This is a genomic window from Micromonospora sp. DT68, assembly GCF_049847245.1.
GTDB classification, from domain to species: Bacteria; Actinomycetota; Actinomycetes; order Mycobacteriales; family Micromonosporaceae; genus Micromonospora; species Micromonospora profundi.
This window is the reverse complement of record NZ_JBNCNZ010000002.1, coordinates 77,761-95,812: the sequence shown is the minus strand read 5'-3', so window position 1 is coordinate 95,812 and position 18,052 is coordinate 77,761. Positions and strand designations below refer to the sequence as shown.

The 18,052-nt window shown below is 70.7% G+C and carries 15 protein-coding genes; 6 read left to right on the top strand and 9 right to left on the bottom strand.

Translation table 11 applies throughout. The features are described from left to right. Positions 1-96: 96 nt before the first annotated feature. The 3 genes from ACPXB1_RS03640 to ACPXB1_RS03630 all read left to right on the top strand — a co-directional run bounded on the left by ACPXB1_RS03640 (position 97) and on the right by ACPXB1_RS03630 (position 3,616). Entirely contained in the window at positions 97-522 is a 426-nt protein-coding gene (locus ACPXB1_RS03640; RefSeq protein ID WP_053652919.1) for a Fur family transcriptional regulator, read from the top strand. A gap of 41 nt (positions 523-563) precedes the next feature. Beyond that, positions 564-2,840, top strand: coding sequence for a catalase/peroxidase HPI (gene katG / locus ACPXB1_RS03635; protein WP_053652965.1), 2,277 nt, complete (start codon positions 564-566; stop codon positions 2,838-2,840). A 161-nt stretch (positions 2,841-3,001) separates the two neighbouring features. Beyond that, on the top strand, positions 3,002-3,616 hold the full coding sequence (locus ACPXB1_RS03630; protein WP_053652918.1) for a dihydrofolate reductase family protein: 615 nt from the start codon (positions 3,002-3,004) through the stop codon (positions 3,614-3,616). A 120-nt stretch (positions 3,617-3,736) separates the two neighbouring features. On the opposite strand, the gene ACPXB1_RS03625 is transcribed toward ACPXB1_RS03630, so the two are convergent. Beyond that, positions 3,737-5,116: an extracellular catalytic domain type 1 short-chain-length polyhydroxyalkanoate depolymerase gene (locus ACPXB1_RS03625; protein WP_053652917.1), complete on the bottom strand. Its 1,380-nt coding sequence runs from the start codon at positions 5,114-5,116 to the stop codon at positions 3,737-3,739. A 288-nt stretch (positions 5,117-5,404) separates the two neighbouring features. Here ACPXB1_RS03625 and ACPXB1_RS03620 point away from each other — a divergent pair, with 288 nt between their 5' ends. After that, positions 5,405-6,421 (top strand): PaaX family transcriptional regulator, encoded by a 1,017-nt coding sequence (locus ACPXB1_RS03620; RefSeq protein ID WP_053652916.1) that lies wholly within the window; start codon positions 5,405-5,407, stop codon positions 6,419-6,421. 105 nt (positions 6,422-6,526) lie between these two features. On the opposite strand, the gene ACPXB1_RS03615 is transcribed toward ACPXB1_RS03620, so the two are convergent. The 3 genes from ACPXB1_RS03615 to ACPXB1_RS03605 form a co-directional block, all read right to left on the bottom strand. Beyond that, the gene (locus ACPXB1_RS03615; RefSeq protein WP_355588607.1) at positions 6,527-6,898 is read right to left on the bottom strand and encodes an ArsR/SmtB family transcription factor; all 372 of its coding nucleotides are present in this window, start codon (positions 6,896-6,898) and stop codon (positions 6,527-6,529) included. Positions 6,899-7,000: 102 nt separating this feature from the next. Continuing rightward, positions 7,001-7,480 carry a hypothetical protein gene (locus ACPXB1_RS03610; RefSeq protein ID WP_231639924.1) on the bottom strand — a complete coding sequence of 160 codons (480 nt, stop codon included), beginning with the start codon at positions 7,478-7,480 and terminating at the stop codon, positions 7,001-7,003. Positions 7,481-7,581: 101 nt separating this feature from the next. After that, a complete protein-coding gene (locus ACPXB1_RS03605; protein WP_053652914.1) occupies positions 7,582-8,583 on the bottom strand; it encodes a helix-turn-helix transcriptional regulator in 1,002 nt (333 codons plus the stop codon). Positions 8,584-8,646: 63 nt separating this feature from the next. Between ACPXB1_RS03605 and ACPXB1_RS03600 the strand changes: the two genes are divergently transcribed. Both ACPXB1_RS03600 and ACPXB1_RS03595 read left to right on the top strand, forming a co-directional pair. After that, positions 8,647-9,264: a DinB family protein gene (locus ACPXB1_RS03600; RefSeq protein WP_231639923.1), complete on the top strand. Its 618-nt coding sequence runs from the start codon at positions 8,647-8,649 to the stop codon at positions 9,262-9,264. A 67-nt stretch (positions 9,265-9,331) separates the two neighbouring features. Beyond that, positions 9,332-10,420 carry a winged helix DNA-binding domain-containing protein gene (locus ACPXB1_RS03595; RefSeq protein WP_053652913.1) on the top strand — a complete coding sequence of 363 codons (1,089 nt, stop codon included), beginning with the start codon at positions 9,332-9,334 and terminating at the stop codon, positions 10,418-10,420. Positions 10,421-10,502: 82 nt separating this feature from the next. Here ACPXB1_RS03595 and ACPXB1_RS03590 read toward each other — a convergent pair whose 3' ends face one another. From ACPXB1_RS03590 to ACPXB1_RS03570, 5 genes are all read right to left on the bottom strand, one after another. After that, positions 10,503-11,561: a polysaccharide deacetylase family protein gene (locus ACPXB1_RS03590; RefSeq protein WP_053652912.1), complete on the bottom strand. Its 1,059-nt coding sequence runs from the start codon at positions 11,559-11,561 to the stop codon at positions 10,503-10,505. A gap of 471 nt (positions 11,562-12,032) precedes the next feature. Next, positions 12,033-15,251, bottom strand: a complete 3,219-nt coding sequence (locus ACPXB1_RS03585) for an ATP-binding protein (RefSeq protein WP_425734809.1) — start codon at positions 15,249-15,251, stop codon at positions 12,033-12,035. After that, positions 15,248-15,952, bottom strand: a complete 705-nt coding sequence (locus ACPXB1_RS03580) for a hypothetical protein (protein WP_053652910.1) — start codon at positions 15,950-15,952, stop codon at positions 15,248-15,250. Before ACPXB1_RS03580 ends, ACPXB1_RS03585 begins: the two co-directional genes overlap by 4 nt. Then, on the bottom strand, positions 15,949-17,022 hold the full coding sequence (locus tag ACPXB1_RS03575; protein ID WP_167944196.1) for an endonuclease domain-containing protein: 1,074 nt from the start codon (positions 17,020-17,022) through the stop codon (positions 15,949-15,951). The genes ACPXB1_RS03580 and ACPXB1_RS03575 overlap by 4 nt, the downstream gene beginning before the upstream one ends. Positions 17,023-17,172: 150 nt before the next feature. Further along, on the bottom strand, positions 17,173-18,048 hold the full coding sequence (locus ACPXB1_RS03570; RefSeq protein WP_167944194.1) for an LLM class flavin-dependent oxidoreductase: 876 nt from the start codon (positions 18,046-18,048) through the stop codon (positions 17,173-17,175). Positions 18,049-18,052 lie beyond the last annotated feature (4 nt).

The following is an 18,052-nucleotide window of genomic DNA, read 5'->3' as shown; positions in this document are numbered from 1 at the left end:
GCCGTAACCTGGGTGGCCGGTGATGTGGGGCAAGTCGGGCCGCCGCAGCCGGCCATAAACTTGATTTATTCCAAACTAGCGGGCTAAGGTCTGCACGTGACGTCCGACATCGAGGCCCAGCTGCGAGCGGTCTCGCTGCGCGTGACCCGGCCCCGGGTGGCCGTGCTCGCGGCGCTGCGGGATCACCCGCACGTCGACACCGACACGGTGATCGCGCTGGTCCGGGCGGACCACCCCACGATCTCGCATCAGGCGGTGTACGACGTGTTGCGCGCGCTTACCGACACCGGTCTGGTGCGCCGCATCCAACCGGCCCGAGCGACCGCCCGCTACGAGTCGCGGGTGGGGGACAACCACCACCATGTCGTGTGCCGCTCCTGCGGTGCGATCGCCGACGTCGAGTGCGCTGTCGGCCACGCTCCCTGTCTCACCGCCTCCAACGATCACGGTTTCGTGGTCGAGGAGGCGGAGGTCGTCTACTGGGGCGTCTGCCCCAGCTGCGCGACCGAACGCACCTCCTAGTGATCCGCCAGTTCGGAATCCGTCAGTTCGGAAGGAAGTACATGAGCGACACCCAGGACAACCGCCCTGTCAGCCCGCAGGGCGTGGACGAGAAGGCGGCCGCCGGCTGCCCCGTGGCGCACGACTCCGTGACCGCCCACGGCAGTGAGAGCGAGAACCCGGCGATCGACTCGCCGACCCCCAAGACCGGTGGTCGTCCGCGTTCCAACCGGGACTGGTGGCCCAACCAGCTCGACCTTTCGGTGCTGCACGCCCACTCGTCAAAGGGCAACCCGCTGGGAGAGGACTTCAGCTACGCCAAGGAGTTCGCCAAGCTCGACGTCGAGGCCCTCAAGCGGGACATCACCGAGGTCCTCACCACGTCGCAGGACTGGTGGCCGGCCGACTTCGGCCACTACGGCGGCCTGATGATCCGGATGAGCTGGCACGCCGCGGGCACCTACCGCATCGAGGACGGCCGCGGTGGCGCCGGCGACGGTGGCCAGCGGTTCGCCCCGCTCAACAGCTGGCCGGACAACGCCAACCTGGACAAGGCCCGCCGGCTGCTCTGGCCGGTCAAGCAGAAGTACGGCCAGAAGATCTCCTGGGCCGACCTGCTTGTGCTTGCCGGCAACGTGTCCCTGGAGTCGATGGGCTTCAAGACCTTCGGCTTCGGCTTCGGCCGTGAGGACGTCTGGGAGCCGGAGGAGATCTTCTGGGGTCCCGAGGACGCCTGGCTCGGCGACGAGCGCTACGCCTCCGAGAAGGAGATGGTGGCCGGCGTCGGCGCGACCGAGATGGGTCTGATCTACGTCAACCCGGAGGGCCCGCGCGGCAACGCCGACCCGCTGGCGGCGGCGCACTTCATCCGCGAGACGTTCCGCCGGATGGCGATGAACGACGAGGAGACTGTCGCCCTCATCGCCGGTGGCCACACCTTCGGCAAGACCCACGGCGCCGGTGTCGCCGACAACCACGTCGGCCCCGAGCCCGAGGGCGCCCCCCTGGAGGCGCAGGGCCTGGGCTGGCTGAGCACGTACGGCAGCGGCAAGGGCGGGGACACGATCACCAGCGGCCTCGAGGTGACCTGGACCGACCGTCCGACCGAGTGGAGCAACCGCTTCTTCGAGATCCTCTTCGGCTACGAGTGGGAGCTCACCACGAGCCCCGGCGGTGCGAAGCAGTGGGTCGCCAAGGACGCCGAGGCGATCATCCCGGACGCCCACGACCCGTCGAAGAAGCACAAGCCGACGATGCTCACGACCGACCTGTCGCTGCGCGTCGACCCGGCCTACGAGAAGATCTCGCGCCGCTTCCTGGAGAACCCCGACGAGTTCGCGCTGGCGTTCGCCAAGGCGTGGTACAAGCTGCTGCACCGTGACATGGGTCCGGTGGACCGCTTCCTCGGGCCGTGGGTTCCGGAGGCCCAGCTGTGGCAGGACCCGGTGCCGGCCGTCGACCACGAGCTCGTGGGTGACGCCGACATCGCGGCGCTCAAGGCGAAGGTGCTGGAGTCGGGCCTCACGACCGCTCAGCTGATCTCGACCGCGTGGGCCTCGGCCGCCACCTTCCGCTACACCGACAAGCGCGGTGGCGCCAACGGTGCCCGGATCCGCCTTGAGCCGCAGCGCAACTGGGAGGTCAACCAGCCGGAGCAGCTCGCGACGGTCCTGGAGACCCTGGAAGGCATCCAGCGGGACTTCAACTCCGCCGGTGGCGCGAAGATCTCGCTCGCGGACCTGATCGTGCTCGCCGGCTCGGCCGCTGTCGAGAAGGCGGCGCGTGACGCCGGTGTCGAGGTGACAGTGCCGTTCCGGCCGGGTCGCACCGACGCCACCCAGGAGCAGACCGACGTCGAGTCCTTCCGGGTTCTCGAGCCGCGCGCGGACGGGTTCCGCAACTACCTGCGCCCCGGCGAGAAGACCCAGCCGGAGGTGCTGCTCATCGACCGCGCCTACATGCTCAACCTGACCGCGCCCGAGATGACCGTCCTGGTCGGCGGCCTGCGCGCTCTCGGTAACAACGTGGGCGGTGCGCAGCACGGTGTCCTCACCGACCGGCCGGGCGTGCTCACCAACGACTTCTTCGCCAACCTGCTCTCCCCGGGCACCCGGTGGAAGGCGTCGGAGTCCGAGGAGCACGTGTACGAGATCCGGGACCTCGCGACCGACAAGGTGAAGTGGACCGCTACCGCTGTCGACCTCATCTTCGGCTCCAACTCCCAGCTGCGTGCCCTCGCCGAGGTCTACGCCAGCCAGGACGCGCGTGACAAGTTCGTGAACGACTTCGTCGCGGCCTGGACGAAGGTCATGGAGCTCGACAGGTTCGACGTGGCCTGACCACTGCCTCAACCGACGAGCCTCGGTCGATCCTCAGGGGATCGACCGGGGCTCGTTCGTTGTTGCGGCGCGCCGCCGTGACGGGGCCGTGGTGGACAGGCGAGTTTGGGATGCTGTGCCGGTCTACGTGCCGACATCACCCGACTCGAAGGAGCACCGCGATGGCGAAGGTCATCTCCACATTGTTCATCTCGGCCGACGGGGTGGCCGAGATCGACCCCGACTGGCATTTCCCCTACTTCGACGAGAACATGGGCCGTGCCGTCGGCGAGGACTACGACACCTCCGACGTGTTGCTCATCGGCCGCGAGACGTACGACAGTTTCGCCGGTGCCTGGCCCGACCGTGAGGCCGCGGGCGGGGAGGACGCCGGTTTCGCCAAGCAGCTCGGCGACGTCCGCAAGGTGGTCGTCTCGCGTCAGCCGCTGGAGTTCACCTGGCGCAACTCGGAACTCGTCCAGGGCGACCTGGTCGACGCGGTCACCGAGCTGAAGGCCGATGCCGGCATCAGGGGCATCCTCATCCCCGGTTCGATCTCCGTGGTGCAGCAGCTGCTCGCCGCCGGCCTCGTCGACGAGCTGCGCCTGCTTGTGCACCCGGTGGCGGCGCGCAAGGGTCGCCGGCTGTTCGACGAGGGCGAGACGCCGTACCACTTGAAGGTCACGGCGACCGAGGTCTTCCCGACCGGCGTGCTCCGCGTGATCTACGCGCCGACCGGGGCTCCCGCCCCTGTCGGCTACGACGAGGTCACCGACCAGGTCCCCAGCGGCGAATAGCCCGGCCGGGGCGAATGGTTTCGCTCCGCGCGGGACCGGCGCGTCGTGCCGGTCGGACCGCGACGGCCGGTACTCCGGGGATGTACGCCGGCCGACGCCACCCCCGGAGTACCGCCGCCCTCAGGCGAGTGTGCAGGACGCGCCGTTGAGGGTGAACGAGCTGGGCCGTGCGGTGTTACCTGTGTGCGTGGCCTGGAAGCCGATGGTGATCGATCCGTTGGCGGGGATTGTGGCGTTGTAGTTGAGGTTCCTGGCCGTCACCTGCCCCGAGGTGGGGGAGTAGGAGGCGTTCCAGCCTGAGGTGATGGCCTGCCCGCTCGGCAGAGCGAAGGCCAGGGACCAGCCGTTGATGGCGCTGCTGCCGCTGTTGGTGATGGTGATGTTCTCCGTCAGCCCGTTGTTCCAGGCGTTGACTGCCACTGCCACACCGCAGCCGCTGGCCGGCGGCGGGGTCGTCGGAGGCGGAGTCGTCGGGGGCGGGGTGGTCGGAGGCGGAGTCGTCGGCGGCGGGGTCGTCGGCGGCGGCGTGGTCGGAGGCGGCGTGGTCGGCGGCGGCGTGGTCGGCGGGTTGGTCAGGCCGAAGAACGCGAGGGCGGCTGCGGCCATGCCGGCGCTGGGCAGGCTGTGCCCCGCGCCCTGGATGCTGTACGCCTCGACCTGGACGGTGCCGCCGCTGTCGGCGTACCGGCGGCGGTTCCAGTTGGCTTGCGGCGTGTCGGTGGAGGTGGGTGTCTGGCTGAGCCCGAACACGTTCGTCCACTGCTCGATCGTCTCCTGGAGCAGCGAGTACGGAACGAGCGTGTCGGCGGTGCCGTGCCACAACTGCACCCGGGGGCGAGGGCCGGAGTAGCCGGGGTACGCCTGGCGGACCGCGTCGCCCCACTGCTGCGGAGTGCGGTTCATGTTGCCGCCGGTGCACTGGCTGGCCCCGGGCGGGTAGTCCGCCGCGTTGGCGAAGCAGTTGAAGGGCACGCCCATGAAGGCGGCGCCGGCCTTGAACACGTCGGGGTAGAGCGCGAGCATGTGGTTGGTCATCATGCCGCCGGACGAACTGCCAGTGGCGTACACCCGGTTGGGGTCTCCGCCGTACTGCTGCTGCACGTAACGGATCATGGAGATGATCGACACCGGGTCGCTGCCGCCGCCACGGCGCTTGGCGGCGTCGGACCAGGTGTCGAAGCAGTTGCCGAACCCGGCCTGCTGGGTGGCGCTCGGGTAGATCACGACGTATCCGTACCGGTCGGCCAGGCTCGCGAACTCGCTGCCGGAGTAGAAGCCGGGGCCGGACCCGCCGCAGCCGTGCATGGCCACCACGATCGCCGGGTTGGCGGGGCGGTTGTCCGGCACGTAGACGTGCATGCGCATCCGGCCGGGGTTGTCGCCGAAGCTTGTCACCTCGGTCAGCGACGCGGCGTACGCGGGCTGGAACGCGGGGATCACCAGACCGATCGCGGCCACTGACGCGGTGAGGGCGAGCAACAGTTTCCTTCTGATTCTCACGGGGGACGACTCCTTCGCTCAGCTGTGCGGCTGAAGATCGGCCATGCGCGCTCGGATGGCGGGTGTGCCCGGCTGCCCGCGGTGATCGCGCATCGCCTACAACGTGTGCTCGCCCTGTGCCCGGCTCTGTGCGGCGTCGCAATGCAGATAGTGTCGTCTCCGGACCGAGAAGTGTCAATCGACGCACCTCGATCATGGGCGGCAGGTTTCGCGGGCCTCGGAATCCCCGGCCCGCCGCCGGTCCGTCTACAGTCGGTGGACCGATCCTGAGCAGAGCCCGGAGTGCCTGTGACGAGTCCGTTCAACATCGAGGAGATCTATCCGGACGATGGGGAGCACTCGCTCCGGATGCCCCGGCGTCAGGCAGGCAGCTCACCGCAGGGCGTAGCGGTGACCCTGTTGGCGGACTACACGCTGCGGGCCCGCGCCGCGCTCCCGTCCGCCGCCATCGTCGCGCTGCTCGCCGAATCGGGCGTGACGACGGCCGGCGCCCGTGCCGCGATCAGCCGGCTGGCCCGACGGGGGGTCTTGGAGGGCAGCCGGCAGGGACGACACAGCTCCTACCGGCTCACCCAGGCCGCCGCCGTCAACCTCTCCGTCGGCGGCCACTGGATCCTCACCTCCACCACCGCCGCCGAACCCTGGGACGGATGCTGGACGACAGTTGCCTTCTCGCTGCCCCAGGACCGCGGCACGCAACGGAGGGCCCTGCGGGGCCAGCTCCGGTGGCTGGGGTACGCGCCGCTGTACGACGGGCTGTGGATCTCCCCGTACGAGTTGACGCCGCGCGCCCAGGCGAGACTCGTACAGCTCACCAGGGGCGCCGTCACGGTGTTCCGTGGGCGGCAGATCGCGCTCGACGCGGACAGCCGACGCGCTCTCATCGACGCGTGGGACATTGACGCGATCAGCGGGCACTACGAGGAGTTCCTTCAGCGGTGGGCGCCACTGGTGCCGCAGGTGCGATCCGGGGAGGTCGACGGCGCGGCGGCGGTGCGGGCGCGTACCGAAATCATGGACACCTACCGGCGCTTTCCCATCCTCGACCCGCAGCTGCCCCGGGACCTCCTGCCGGCCGGTTGGCTCCGGCAGCCGGCCCGGGAGTTGTTCGCTGCCGTCTACGACGGTCTCGCCGACCCGGCCCAGCGGCACGTACGGGCGGTCGTCGGGCGGTTCACCGACAGCGTGGATCCCGGCATCTCGGCGCACACCACAGCCGACCTGCTCGCCGGGGTGCACGGCGACGCGGGCTGGGTGCCCCCGGCCCGACGGGAACCGCCCACGCACCGGCGGACGGCTGTGTAGCTCGCGCGAAGCGACGCGACGATCAGGAGGCCGGCCGAGGTCCGGCACCCGGGCCCGCCAGCGGCGTCGGCGTGTCCCGCCGGCCGCTGTCGACGCGCGTCGGCGTCAGCGGGCCTTCTTCGTCGGCCGCTTGCGAGGCGGCGTCAGCAGGTCGGCGATCGTCGCGATCGCGGACGGCACGATGCGGTAGTACGCCCAGACGCCGCGCTTTTCCCGCTCGATCAGGCCGGCCTCGGTGAGGATCCGCAGGTGATGGCTCACGGTCGGCTGGGAGAGATTGAGCGGCGCGGTCAGGTCGGTGACCGACGCTTCGCCCTCTGGCGCGGACTGGATCAGGCTGAGCAGCCGCAGGCGAGCCGGGTCGGCGAACGCTTTCAGCACGCCCGCGAGTCGCTCGGCATCGGCGCGCTTGATCGGTTCGCCGGCGAGCGGCGAGATGACAGGCATAGAAGTCTCTGCAGTTCCCACGTCATGCATCGTTCCACCAAGAGTGTCGCTAGACGGGCGGAACCGGACACTTCCCCGATCCAGTGTTGTCGGTATTCGGCCATCGTGAACCGATGTCACGACCGTACGCCGCTATTTCGACAGCGCTCGCTCCAGCTCCGCCTTCGACATCGACCAGCGGCCCTTGATGCCGCGCTGCCTGGCCTCGTTGTACAACTGCTCCTTGGTGCGACCCTTGGCGCCGGTGTGTGAGCGCTTCCCACCGCGATGCCCGGACGACACGTCGGCCACCGACGACCGGCTCGCCGTGCGGGCTTCGCCCGAGCGTGCCCGCTCCTTGTTCACCGTACGGGCGGCGATCTCCGTCGCCCGGCCGGTCGAAACGCCGCGCTTCTCCGCGCTCTCCAGCGTGACCAGTGATGTCGGCGCGACACAGAGCAGCTCCACCAGTTCGGTGATCAGGTGGGCGTTGCTCATGTCGATCTCGCCGACGACGTGGATCAGGCTTGTCGACCCGTCACGACTCAGCGTCAGGATCATGATCGGGTCGATCAGGTGAGCGGAGTGCCGGCCGTTCGCCTCCGGGCGCGGCAGGGGGACCTGGTCTGTCACATGACACCTCCACCCTCGAATCAGGGGATGGCCCGCCCGCCGCGGCCGTGTCGCGGCAGAGTTGACCTGTGGAGGGCGCATGTCTTGACCCGAAACTGACCCTACCCCGTCGCCGACGGTCCTACACAAGGCCACCGCCGCCGGCCCGCATCGGCGTAGCGGAGGGCGAGCCGGGCGAAGGCGTCGCTGAGCTCGGGCGGGCCGACCACCTCGACGTCGGCGTCGAACCTGCCGATGGTTGCGGCCAACCCCGTCCACGACCAGGAGCTGGCCACGAGGCGGCAGCGGCCGGGGCCGAGGTGCTCGACCACGCCGTCGCTGAGGTAGGGGGTGACGGCCTCGGCGGGAAGGTCGAGGATCACCTCCCCCCGGCACGGCCAACCGTCGTAGCCCTGGAACCGGCTGACGACGAAGGTGCTCACGTCCCCGCCGGGCAGCTCGCGGGGCGTGAAGCGAGGCCCGGTGGGCGTCCGAGGGGTGATCCGGTCGACCCGGAACGTCCGCCAGTCGTCGCGGTCGAGGTCCCAGGCCACGAGGTACCAGCGCCCACCCCAGGTGACGACGTGGTGGGGCTGCACCCGACGCGGCCTGATGTCGGCGCCGGGCGCCTGCGGGTGGGCCGGGGCGTAGTCGAAGCGCAGCACCTCGCGAGCGTGCACGGCAGTGCTGAGAGCCAGGAGTACGCCGCTGTCGGCCTGCGGCTTCGGTCGGCCCGACCGCTCGACGGCGGTGACCCGTAGGGCCTCGATGCGGTGGCGCAGCCGCGCGGGCATTACCTGCCGGACGGTGGTAAGCGCACGCGCTGCCGACTCCTCGATGCCCGCACCGGCCGTCGTGGCGATCTGGAGTGCGACGGTGACGGCGATGGCCTGCTCGTCGTCGAACAGCAGAGGCGGCAGTCGGGTGCCGGCGCCGAGCCGGTACCCGCCCTCAGGGCCCTTGCTGGCCACGATGGGATAGCCGAGTTCGCGCAGGCGGTCGACGTCCCGGCGGATGGTGCGCGGGCTGACGGCCAACCGCTCTGCCAGCAGCGCGCCGGGCCAGTCCCGACGCGCCTGAAGGAGTGAGAGCAGCGACAGCAGTCGAGCTGAGGTCTTCGGCACGGCTTCCGATGATGCCAGGAGAAGAGGACACAACCTGACCGCTTCGCCTGCGATCGTCGTCTCGTGCCCGACACCGCGAACGACCGGAAGGAACTCATCACCATGACCGCCACGACCAGCCCGACCACAGCCCTCGACCAGGAACGCGTCGAGCTGCTCGACCAGCTCGCGAGCGCCCGTCTCGCCCTGATCAACACGACGCGTGACCTCAGCGACGAGCAGGCCGGCGAACGTCCCACGGTCAGTGCCCTGTGCCTGGGCGGTCTGATCAAACACGTCGCGTCCATGGAGGACACCTGGATGCGTTTCGTCGTCGAGGGCCCTTCGGCGATGAGCTACGACCTGCCCGAGGGCGTCACCTGGGCCGACATGGCGGCCGGCACCGCCCGGGAGTTTCCGCAGTGGGCGATCGACCACCAGAACGACCTGCGGATGCTGCCCGGCGACACGCTCGCTGAGGTCATCGACCGTTACCGGCAGGTGGCCGAGCGGAGTGTGGAAATCATCGCTGCCGTGCCCGACCTGTCGGCCCGGCAGCCGCTGCCGGCGGCGCCCTGGCACGAGCCGGGTACGGCGTACAGCGTGCGGCGGGTGCTGGCGCACCTCATCGCCGAGACCGCCCAGCACGCCGGACACGCGGACATCCTGCGCGAGGCGCTCGACGGCCGTACGTCCTCGTGACGCCAGCGGCAGAGCACACGAGCGTTGTCACCACGCGGCCGGCCAGCCGCGCGATCCGGCGCGCCGGATGACGGTTCTCGACAACCGGGCGCTCAACCGTGCGACGCTCGCCCGGCAACTGCTGCTCGATCGCGCCGACCTGCCGGTCCTCGACGCCGTCGCATGGCTCGGCGGTCTCCAGGCGCAGGAGCCGCAGGAGCCGTACGTCGGGCTCTGGTCACGGCTGCGCGCCTTCGACCCGGAGGTGCTGTCGGACCTGCTGCTGCGGCGGCAGGTGGTACGCACGCACCTGATGCGTCGGACCGTCCACCTCGTAACCGCCGCCGACGTCCTGACCTGGCGCGCCCGGCACGACGCGATGCTGCGTCAACGGGTGCTCGGGGTTTACCGAGGCGACCTCGACGGGATGGACCTCGACGAGTTGGCAGCGGTGGGCCGGGCGTTGTTTGCCGACGGCGAGCCCCGCACGATGGCCGAGATCGGGCGGGCGCTCGCCGAGCGGTGGCCGGCGCCGGGGCCACGGGCGCTCGGTGAAATGGTGACAGCGCTCGTACCGATGGCCCAGCTGCCGCCGCGCGGGGTGTGGCGCACCAGGGCGGGGGTGCGCAACGTACCGATCTCGTCCTGGTTGGGTCGGGAGGTCGACCCGCCGGCGTCGGACGCTTCCGACCCGGTCGGCCAGGCGTTCGTCCGGCGGTATCTGGCGGCGTTCGGCCCGGCGGCCACGGCCGACCTGCGGGCCTGGTGTGGGCTCGCCGGCCTGCCGGCAGCCGTGGCCGCGCTGCGGGAGACGCTTGTGTCGTTCCGCGACGAGCGTGGCCGCGAACTGCTCGACCTCCCCGACGCGCCGCGTCCCGACCCCGGCACACCAGCACCGGTACGTTTCCTGCCCGCGTTCGACAACGCGATCCTCGGCTACCACGACCGCAGCCGGATCATCGACCACGCCCACCGTGGCCTCTCGGTCGCCGGTGAGCGGGTGGTGCTGGTGGACGGACGGGTGGCAGCGACGTGGACCGTCGACGCGGCAACCGTGCGCGTCACACCGCTGGGCCGCCTCTCCCGCGCCGAGGCCACGGCAGTGACTGAGCAGGCAGGGGCGTTGGCGTCGTTCCTCTCCGACGGCGACAGCGACCGGGTCCGGATCGACAACTGAGGATCGCGGCCGGCAACGGTCGCTCGATGGGGGGTCCTGCGGGGCGTCCGCCGCCCGCCCCGCAGGACCAGGGCAAAGACGGTCAGCCCGCGGTGCAGGAGCGGATCTGCGGTCGGGCGCTGCTGTTGCCGTTGAACATCGTGGTGAAGCCGAAGGTGGCGCCGCTGCCGTTGGAGCGCACCGTCATGACGTTGCCGCTGCTGTCCCAGCTGGCGCTGCCGTTCCAGACGCTGGAAACCTTCTGCGGCGCGGTGAGAGCGACGACGACGGTCCAGGTGCTGGCACCGCTGACGGTCACCGACGTGTTGTACCTGTCACCCCAGACGTTCGTGGTGGTCGCCGCCGCCGTGCAGGTGCCGCCGGCCGGCGGTGGTGTCGTGCTGGGCGGTGGTGTCGTGCCCGGCGGCGGGGTGGTGCCGGGTGGGGGAGTGGTGCCGTCGGGCGCTACCGCGCGTCCGGTGGACGGCGAGATCATGCCGGGGCAGAGGTTGCGGCTCGTGAGGTTGGCAATGATCTGACCGATGGCGTCCCGGGTGTTCTGGATTCCGTCGTGCATGAGGATGACCTGGCCGGCCTGGAGGCGACTGGCGTTGGCCACGATCTGGCTGACGCTTGCGCCGTTCCAGTCCTGCGAATCCACGTCCCAGATCACCTGTCGCATGCCGAGCGACGAGGCGACGGACTGGAGGGTCGAGTTGGTCTCGCCGTACGGGGGCCGGAACAGATTCGGCTGGACGCCGGTGGCGGACTGGATCGCAGAGTTGGTCTGGGACAGGTCGGACTGCATCTGCGACTGGCTCATCGAGGTCATGTGGGCGTGGTTCCAGCTGTGGTTGCCGATCCACATGCCGGCGGCCACCTGGGCCTGCGCCGCGGACCTGTTGTTCTGGACGTTCTGGCCGACGTTGAACATCGTGGCCCGTGCGCCGTTGGCGCGCAGTACGTTCAGCAGCGCGCTGGTGCTGCCGGTCGGCCCGTCGTCGAAGGTGAGCCCGACGTAGCCGTTGCAGGTGGCGGCGCTGGACGGGGTGGCGGTGGCCGCGATGACGACGCCGCACGCCGCGACGGCGGTGGCGACGACGGACAGCAGGGCTCGGAGTCGTTTCGACCGTACGGGCGTCTGGACAGGGACAGTGCTCATCTGGTGCCCCTTCTACCGGGCCGGGTTGTGCGGTGGGGGCGCGTACTCCGGCCGTCCGGGTGGTGGTGGGGAGACCGATCGAAACCCGACGAAGCGGGATCGCATCGACCGTAATGGATCGGAGTATTACAGCGGGAATTCCAACGCGTCAACAACTTCCGGAAGCTCTCCGGAACGCTGGCAGTCGTCCGTCCACGCAGGGCTCGACGTCATACGTGCACATGGTCTCCGCAGGCAAAGGTCGATCATGAGGCCGGACGCGACCTCCGGATGCCGAGATCCGGAAATTCATCGGAACTATCGGCGTCGATTCGATCGCCTGACCATGTGCGCTGCGAGGCATCAGTGGGTGGCACCGACGGGGGCGGCGGCAACTGGACCTGGCAGTCGGTCTCCTGCAGCGAGCTGACCCTCGTACCCTCGGATCGGCTCTGTGGCGCGGCGGCTTCCGGCCGCCGCGCCACGCTGCCGTCACGGCCTGCCAGAGTGCGGATCACCCGCCGGGCGGGCGCGGGCGACGACCTCCTCGGGAGTCATCGGCGCCTTCGGATGATGCGTGAGGCACAGCGGGGTGCGGACCTTGAGGAACGAGAACCCCTCCCCGGCCACGTAGAACTCGCCGCTGCTCAACAGGCCGATGTCGGGCAGCCGTCCGCCCTTGGCCTCGGCCAACTGGCGAGCGGCGTCGATCTGCGCGGGCGCGTTGAGCAGCCCGAAGAACTGCGTCGTCGCGTTGCCGGAGATCTGGTTGTGCAGACCCTTGGGCGCCTGGGTGGCGAAGACCAACCCGAGCCCGTACTTGCGGGCCTGCGAGGCGAGCGCGATGGAGCTGGCCGTGCAGGCCGTGTTGCCGGTCGACGGGGCGAGCGTCTGTGCCTCGTCCATCACGAAGAGGCCGCCCAACGGACGGTCACCCGCCGGGTGCCGCTTGACCCAGGCGAAGAGCGCCATCTGCAACTGGTTGACGAAGCTCTGACGTTCCTGGTCGGAGGTGAGGCCGACGAAGCTGATGACCGAGACCCGTGCCCGCCGGCCCGGCGACGGCGTCAACAGCAACCCCGGGTCGGCCGGCGCGCCGATCCCGCCGAAGAGCGGGTCGGTGACCATCGCCGCCTTGAGCGTCTCGGCCAACTCCTGGGCGAGCTTGTCGGCCCGCGTCAGACGGCTGACCCCCTCGGGCAGCTCCGCGAGGAACTCGGTGAAGCCGTGCAGGCCGACCATGCCGCTGCGCGCGTACGCCTGGAGGGCCTCGGTGAGCACGGCCTTGCCCTGCTGCGCCAGCTTGGTGGGCCGGTCGACGCCGGCCCGCGGCGCGAGGGCCTCCACGGCGGACCGGATCGCCTGGTCGAACTCGTCGGGCCACTCACGCAGCGATGTGAAGTCGGGCAGCGGTTGGAAACTCAGCGGCCGGCCGGCGGTGACCCGGGGCGTCCACACCACCACCTCGGTGTGGGCGAGATAGTCGTCGGCTCGCTCGGCGTCACCGGGGCTCCAGCCGCTCGGTGCCTCGGGCCACGCGTCGCCGAGCCGGGCGAGGTCGTTGTTGGGGTCGAGCACGATCGAGGAGACACCCTGCCGGGCGCACTCCTCGACGAGCCGGCGGATCAGCACGGTCTTACCGGAACCCGAGCCGGCGAACACGACGGCGTGCCGGCGCAGCGACTCCAGATCCACCGCGAACGGCTTGCCACCCTGGACGGTCCGCCCCAAGCCGATCGACCGCCCGTCGGCGACGACCGCCGGGTCGGGCGAATCGGTGGTGACCGGCGCGGTCGCGTCGGCCGTCGTCTCGTCGGTGCCGTCGTCGAGGTGCCCCTGCGGCGAACCTTCCGTGCTGGAGGCCGCGTGGTCAGCCCCCGGCAAGAACCTCCGGAACAGACCCGTGCCGCTGGCCGGGCGGCGGGTGAGCAGCCACTCCTGCAGGACCGCGGACGGCTCGCCCGCCAACACCCGCAGCGCCGCGAAGACCCGCAGGTCCGCCTCCGTCACCGCGCACCGAACGCCGCCGGCCGCGTCGAAGGCGGTCAACACCTCCGTCGTACGCTTGCCCGTCGGCCACGGGCCGTTACGCAGCAGCACCAGTCGCCGTTGCGGCAGGTCCCGGTCCAATCCGGCCATTGTGCACGCGGCCTTGACCCGCGCGGTGACCGCGATCGCGTTGGAGTGTGCGATGGCCCGGAAGCACCAGTGCGCCTCGTTCTCGGTCGCCTCGTCGAGCACCTCGATCAACCGCCCGTGCAGGGCGGGCTTGCGACTGGGCGGCGGATCGTACTTGTAGGCGGCACCCGTCGGCGCCTGCTCGGCGATCCAGGCGGCCAGCCCGGCCGCGAGCAATGGTGGCATCCGCTCGTCCTCGGTGGCCGCGGCGAGCGCGGCCGAAACGTCCGCCGCGTCGACCAGTTCGGCGAAGCGGGCGTCCAGTTCGCGCAGCTTCTGCTCGTCGGCGGCCTGGTCACTGGTCCGGCCGGGCACGACGGCCGGAGTCGCCGCCGTGTCGGCGCCGTCGATGAGCCGGTCGAGTTCGGTGACCTCGTCGCGGTCGCGGCACCAGGCGACGTGGCGGTCCACCCGCCGCAGCAAGGCGCGTGGTGTCAGGGTCGGCGCGTCGGCGAAGGCGGCGGGGTCGATCGGCCAGGTCGGGTGCGGCGGGACGAAGCGCGGTCCCGCGAACGCGTCGGTGAGCCGCTTGGCCACGATGGCCAGGCCGATCTCGGCAGTGGGTATCCGATCCGGCAGAGTCGCCTGCCGGAACCGGTCACTGACCGGCGTGGGCGCGCTGCGCGTCAGCAACTCCCAGGTGTCGGGCAGGCAGGAGACGACGACCAGTGTCCGACGGGTGACGTCACGGAGCTTGAGCAGGCCGTCGGCGATCGGCCCGACCACCCTCGCCTGGGCGTCCTCCAGCCCGGCGTGCTGTTCCCACAGGGAGGTGCTGCTCTGGGCGAACAGCGTGTCGAGCTGGTCCACGGCGATGACCGTCGGGTCCAACGTCAGGGCCATCAGCCGGGAGATGTCCTGCACGATCTGCTGCGGGGTCCGCAGCGCGGTGCTCAGCCCCCACGCCGCCCGCGCTTGCGGGTCGCCCGGCTCGGAGATCAGGTGGGCGTAACCCACGTCCTGCGCCTCGAAGTCGATGGCGCCGTGCAGGACCAGCGCCCGCGCGGTGTCCTGGCAGTCCCGTCCGACCTCCCGGTCACGGGTGCGCAGCCCTCGGATGAAGGTGTCAAGGTGTTCCCGGGTCACCGGCCGGGTCCCAGCGATCGCGTCCCGGACCTCGACCGGCAGGCCGAGTTGGGCGGTGAGCCGGCGCAGGAAGGTACGTAGCTGGGTGCCCCAGCCGATCGCGTCGCGACCCATGCCCTCCACCAGGGCCAGGGCGACGCTCTCCCAGAACGTCTTGCCGCTGACCATGTCCACCAGGAAGAAGTAGCCGCCGTCGCGCTGGACGCGTTCACGAACCGCGCCGAGCAGGTGCGTCTTGCCGGCGCCCGCGCGGCCCTGCATGGCCACCCCGAGCGGCACCGTCGTGTCGTCCGTGCGCGCCCGTCCCGCCCCGCGCAGGATCTCCGCGACCACCTTCTCGTGCAACTCCGGGACGTTGTGCGGGCTGGCCCGCCAGACGTCGTCGGGGGTGACCGCCGGGTTGAGACTCACCGCCTCCAGGGCGGCGCGCTGCTCGTCGGAGATCACGCCGGGCCGATCGCCAGGGCGTGGTTGTCCTCGTTGCCGATCCGCACTGCCGCGGCGCGGTCGCGCGAGGTGAGCGACTTGGTGTTGGCCACCGGAATGATGCGGACGTTCTCCTGGCCGACCATCGCCCGCAACGTCGCGTCCAGGGCGGTCCGGTCGGTGTCGGCGAGCCGGTCCCGAATGTCGGCGAGGCCGACCCAGGCCCCCGGCGCCGCTGCCAGTTCCCGGTACGCCTCGCGCACCAGCGCCTGTACGTCAGCGGCGGCCGCATCCGGCGTGGCGGCGGGTTGTGGCGTGCTGACGGGGGGTTCCGGCGTGCTGGCGGCCGGACCCGCGCCGTCGGTTTGCTTGAAGAAGTCGCCGTGGCTGACCCGGAGCCGGTCCAGCGAGCGGTGCAGGTTGGCGAGGACGGTGAGCAGGGACCGCGTCGCCGAGCCCGCTCCCTTGGGCGGCGCGGCGGTGTGCAGCTGGCGGGCGACCCGCCAGCCCTCGTCGGTCAGCTCGTGGGCGAACGGCCGGTGCCCCCTGTCGGTCTCGACCAGGCCCAGGTCGATGAGCCGCTTGTTGTCCTTGCCGGTAAGGGAGAAGCCGGCCAGCTCACGTAGCTCGACGTTGGTGAGTCGGCGCGCCTCGACCATCAGCACCACGAGGGCGTTGATCTGGTTCGACGTCAGGCTCGGTACGTCCGCCGGGCTCGTCATGATGTCTCATCTCCAAGGGGATGCGTGCCGTCCGTGCGTCGGCGGGCCAGCAGACGACGGATCCCGTCGACCACCGCCGCTACGTCGGACAGCACCTGTTCATTGGTGAAGCGGAGCACGCTCAGCCCGAGCAGGTGCAGCCGAACGTCCCTCCGCCGATCGTTGGCGAAAGCGATTCGCCCTCGATGCTCCGGGCCGTCCACCTCGACCGCAAGACCTTCGGCGGGCCAAAAGAGATCCAGACGGTACGCCTCGCCGAGCGGATGCGGATCGAAGATCTGATTCCACCGCCGCCCACGCGCCCACCGGTGTGACGCGAGGGCGCGTTCGAGTGCCTGCTCGGCTGGGCTGTCGCCGCGTGGCACACCAGCGATCGGCGGCCAGGCCAGCAACGTGGGCTCCGGTGGGCCGACCACGTCGGGAATCCGACTGCTCGGGTCGGCCAGCTCGGCGAAGCGCGCCGGCACCGTCACCGGCACGGAACGGACCCGGTCCGCGTGCCGCATCGCGGTGCCGGTCAGCCACACCGTGAAGCCGCCGTGGCGCACCAGCCACTCGGCGGCGGCCACGAGCGTCCGTTCGGCGTCCGGGTCCAACTCGGGCACGGTGACGAGAAGGACGCACTCCGTGCGGTCGTACGCCTCGGCGATCACCCGGGCGAGCCCGGCGGCGCGTACCTCCGCCGGAAAGCGGAGCCGGTCGCCGGGCTGCCGGGCACCGCGTGTCGCGCGTTCGGCCAGGTCGATCAGGAACGGGCCGAAGTGCCGCGACCGGGCGGCGGTGCGGGCCGCCAGCGAGCGGGCCGCCGCCGCGCTCAGCTCGCCCTGACCGTCCAAGCCGGCCGCATCCGGCAACCAGTTGGGAAACATCGCGAGCGCCACGCTGTCCAACTGGTCGAGCAGGGTGCTCACCAGGTCACCCAGCGGACCCACGGCCACGGGCCGGTAGTGCACGACGGCCGGTGCGCCCGGGGGCAGCGGGTCGAGCGCTACCCGCAGCAGTTCGGGGTCGACGGCCGGCAGGTGGCTGACGCGTCGGGGCGGCGCCACGGCCCACCAGGTCGACGTCATCGGGCTGCGGCACCGTAATGCCGGCGGCTGCCCCCGTGCGTCCCGCAAGGCCCGACATCGGGCCGTGTGGGGTGCGCCATGCTGGCACCTTACGACAGTGATCGGCCCGGCCACCGTCCCGGGACACCACCTTCCGGTGAACTCCGGGTGCTAGCCGGCCGGGGTGATGAGCCGCTCGCTGACCCACTGCGCAACATGCGCGGGGTATGGCGCCGCCAGCCCCAGAACGATGTGCGAGAACCCGGCGCCCATCGCCGTGCGGATCGCCTCCAGGGTCGTGTCGGGCTCGTCGTAGGAGACCTGGAGGACCATGGATCGCCTGATCGACGCGGGGTCGCGACCGATCTCGGCGCAGTAGCGGTCCAACAGTGCGCTCCGGTGCACGGCGTCGTCGATGTCGCCGCCCGGGATGTTCCACAGGTCGGCGTGCTCGGCGACCACGCGCAGGACCGGCGCGGACCGTCCACCGATGAGGATCGGAGGGTGGGGACGCTGGACCGGCTTGGGGTTGCCGAAGGCGCCCGTGAGATCGACGTACGTGCCATGGAAGTCGAAAGGTTCCGCCTCGGTCCACAGGCGCCGGATGACGGTGCAGGCTTCCGCGAGGCTTCCCACCGAGTGGGCGAAGTCGTGGAAGGGCAACCCGTGCGCCGCGTACTCGCGCCGGGCCAGCGGATGACCGGGCCGTGAACCTCCGCCGATACCGAAGTCCAGCCGCCCGCCGGAGACCACGTCGACGGTCGTGGCGATTTTGGCGAGCATCGCGGGCGGCCGGAAGCGGTTGCTTGTCACCAGCAGACCGAGGCGCAGGCGCCGGGTCTGCGCGGCGAGGGCCGAGAGCAGTGTCCAGCCCTCGTACGTCGGCCCGCTGGGGTCGCCGGCGATCGGCATCAGGTGATCGAAGAGCCAGGCGTGCTCGATGTTCGGGATCGCGTCCGCCTCGCGCCAGACCCGCAGGACGTCCTGGTAGTCGACCTGCGACGGAGCGGTCATGATCCCGAACAGCGTTCGGTGTCCATGGTGCATGTGT

What these genes read in the sequence shown, in the direction of transcription:
- ACPXB1_RS03590 (WP_053652912.1), bottom strand. Translation starts at nt 11,561, where the DNA reads ATGAGCACTGTCCCTGTCCAGACGCCCGTACGGTCGAAACGACTCCGA.
- ACPXB1_RS03595 (WP_053652913.1), top strand. Translation starts at nt 9,332, where the DNA reads ATGACGGTTCTCGACAACCGGGCGCTCAACCGTGCGACGCTCGCCCGG.
- katG (WP_053652965.1), top strand. Translation starts at nt 564, where the DNA reads ATGAGCGACACCCAGGACAACCGCCCTGTCAGCCCGCAGGGCGTGGAC.
- ACPXB1_RS03630 (WP_053652918.1), top strand. Translation starts at nt 3,002, where the DNA reads ATGGCGAAGGTCATCTCCACATTGTTCATCTCGGCCGACGGGGTGGCC.
- ACPXB1_RS03580 (WP_053652910.1), bottom strand. Translation starts at nt 15,952, where the DNA reads ATGACGAGCCCGGCGGACGTACCGAGCCTGACGTCGAACCAGATCAAC.
- ACPXB1_RS03615 (WP_355588607.1), bottom strand. Translation starts at nt 6,898, where the DNA reads ATGCATGACGTGGGAACTGCAGAGACTTCTATGCCTGTCATCTCGCCG.
- ACPXB1_RS03570 (WP_167944194.1), bottom strand. Translation starts at nt 18,048, where the DNA reads ATGCACCATGGACACCGAACGCTGTTCGGGATCATGACCGCTCCGTCG.
- ACPXB1_RS03575 (WP_167944196.1), bottom strand. Translation starts at nt 17,022, where the DNA reads ATGACGTCGACCTGGTGGGCCGTGGCGCCGCCCCGACGCGTCAGCCAC.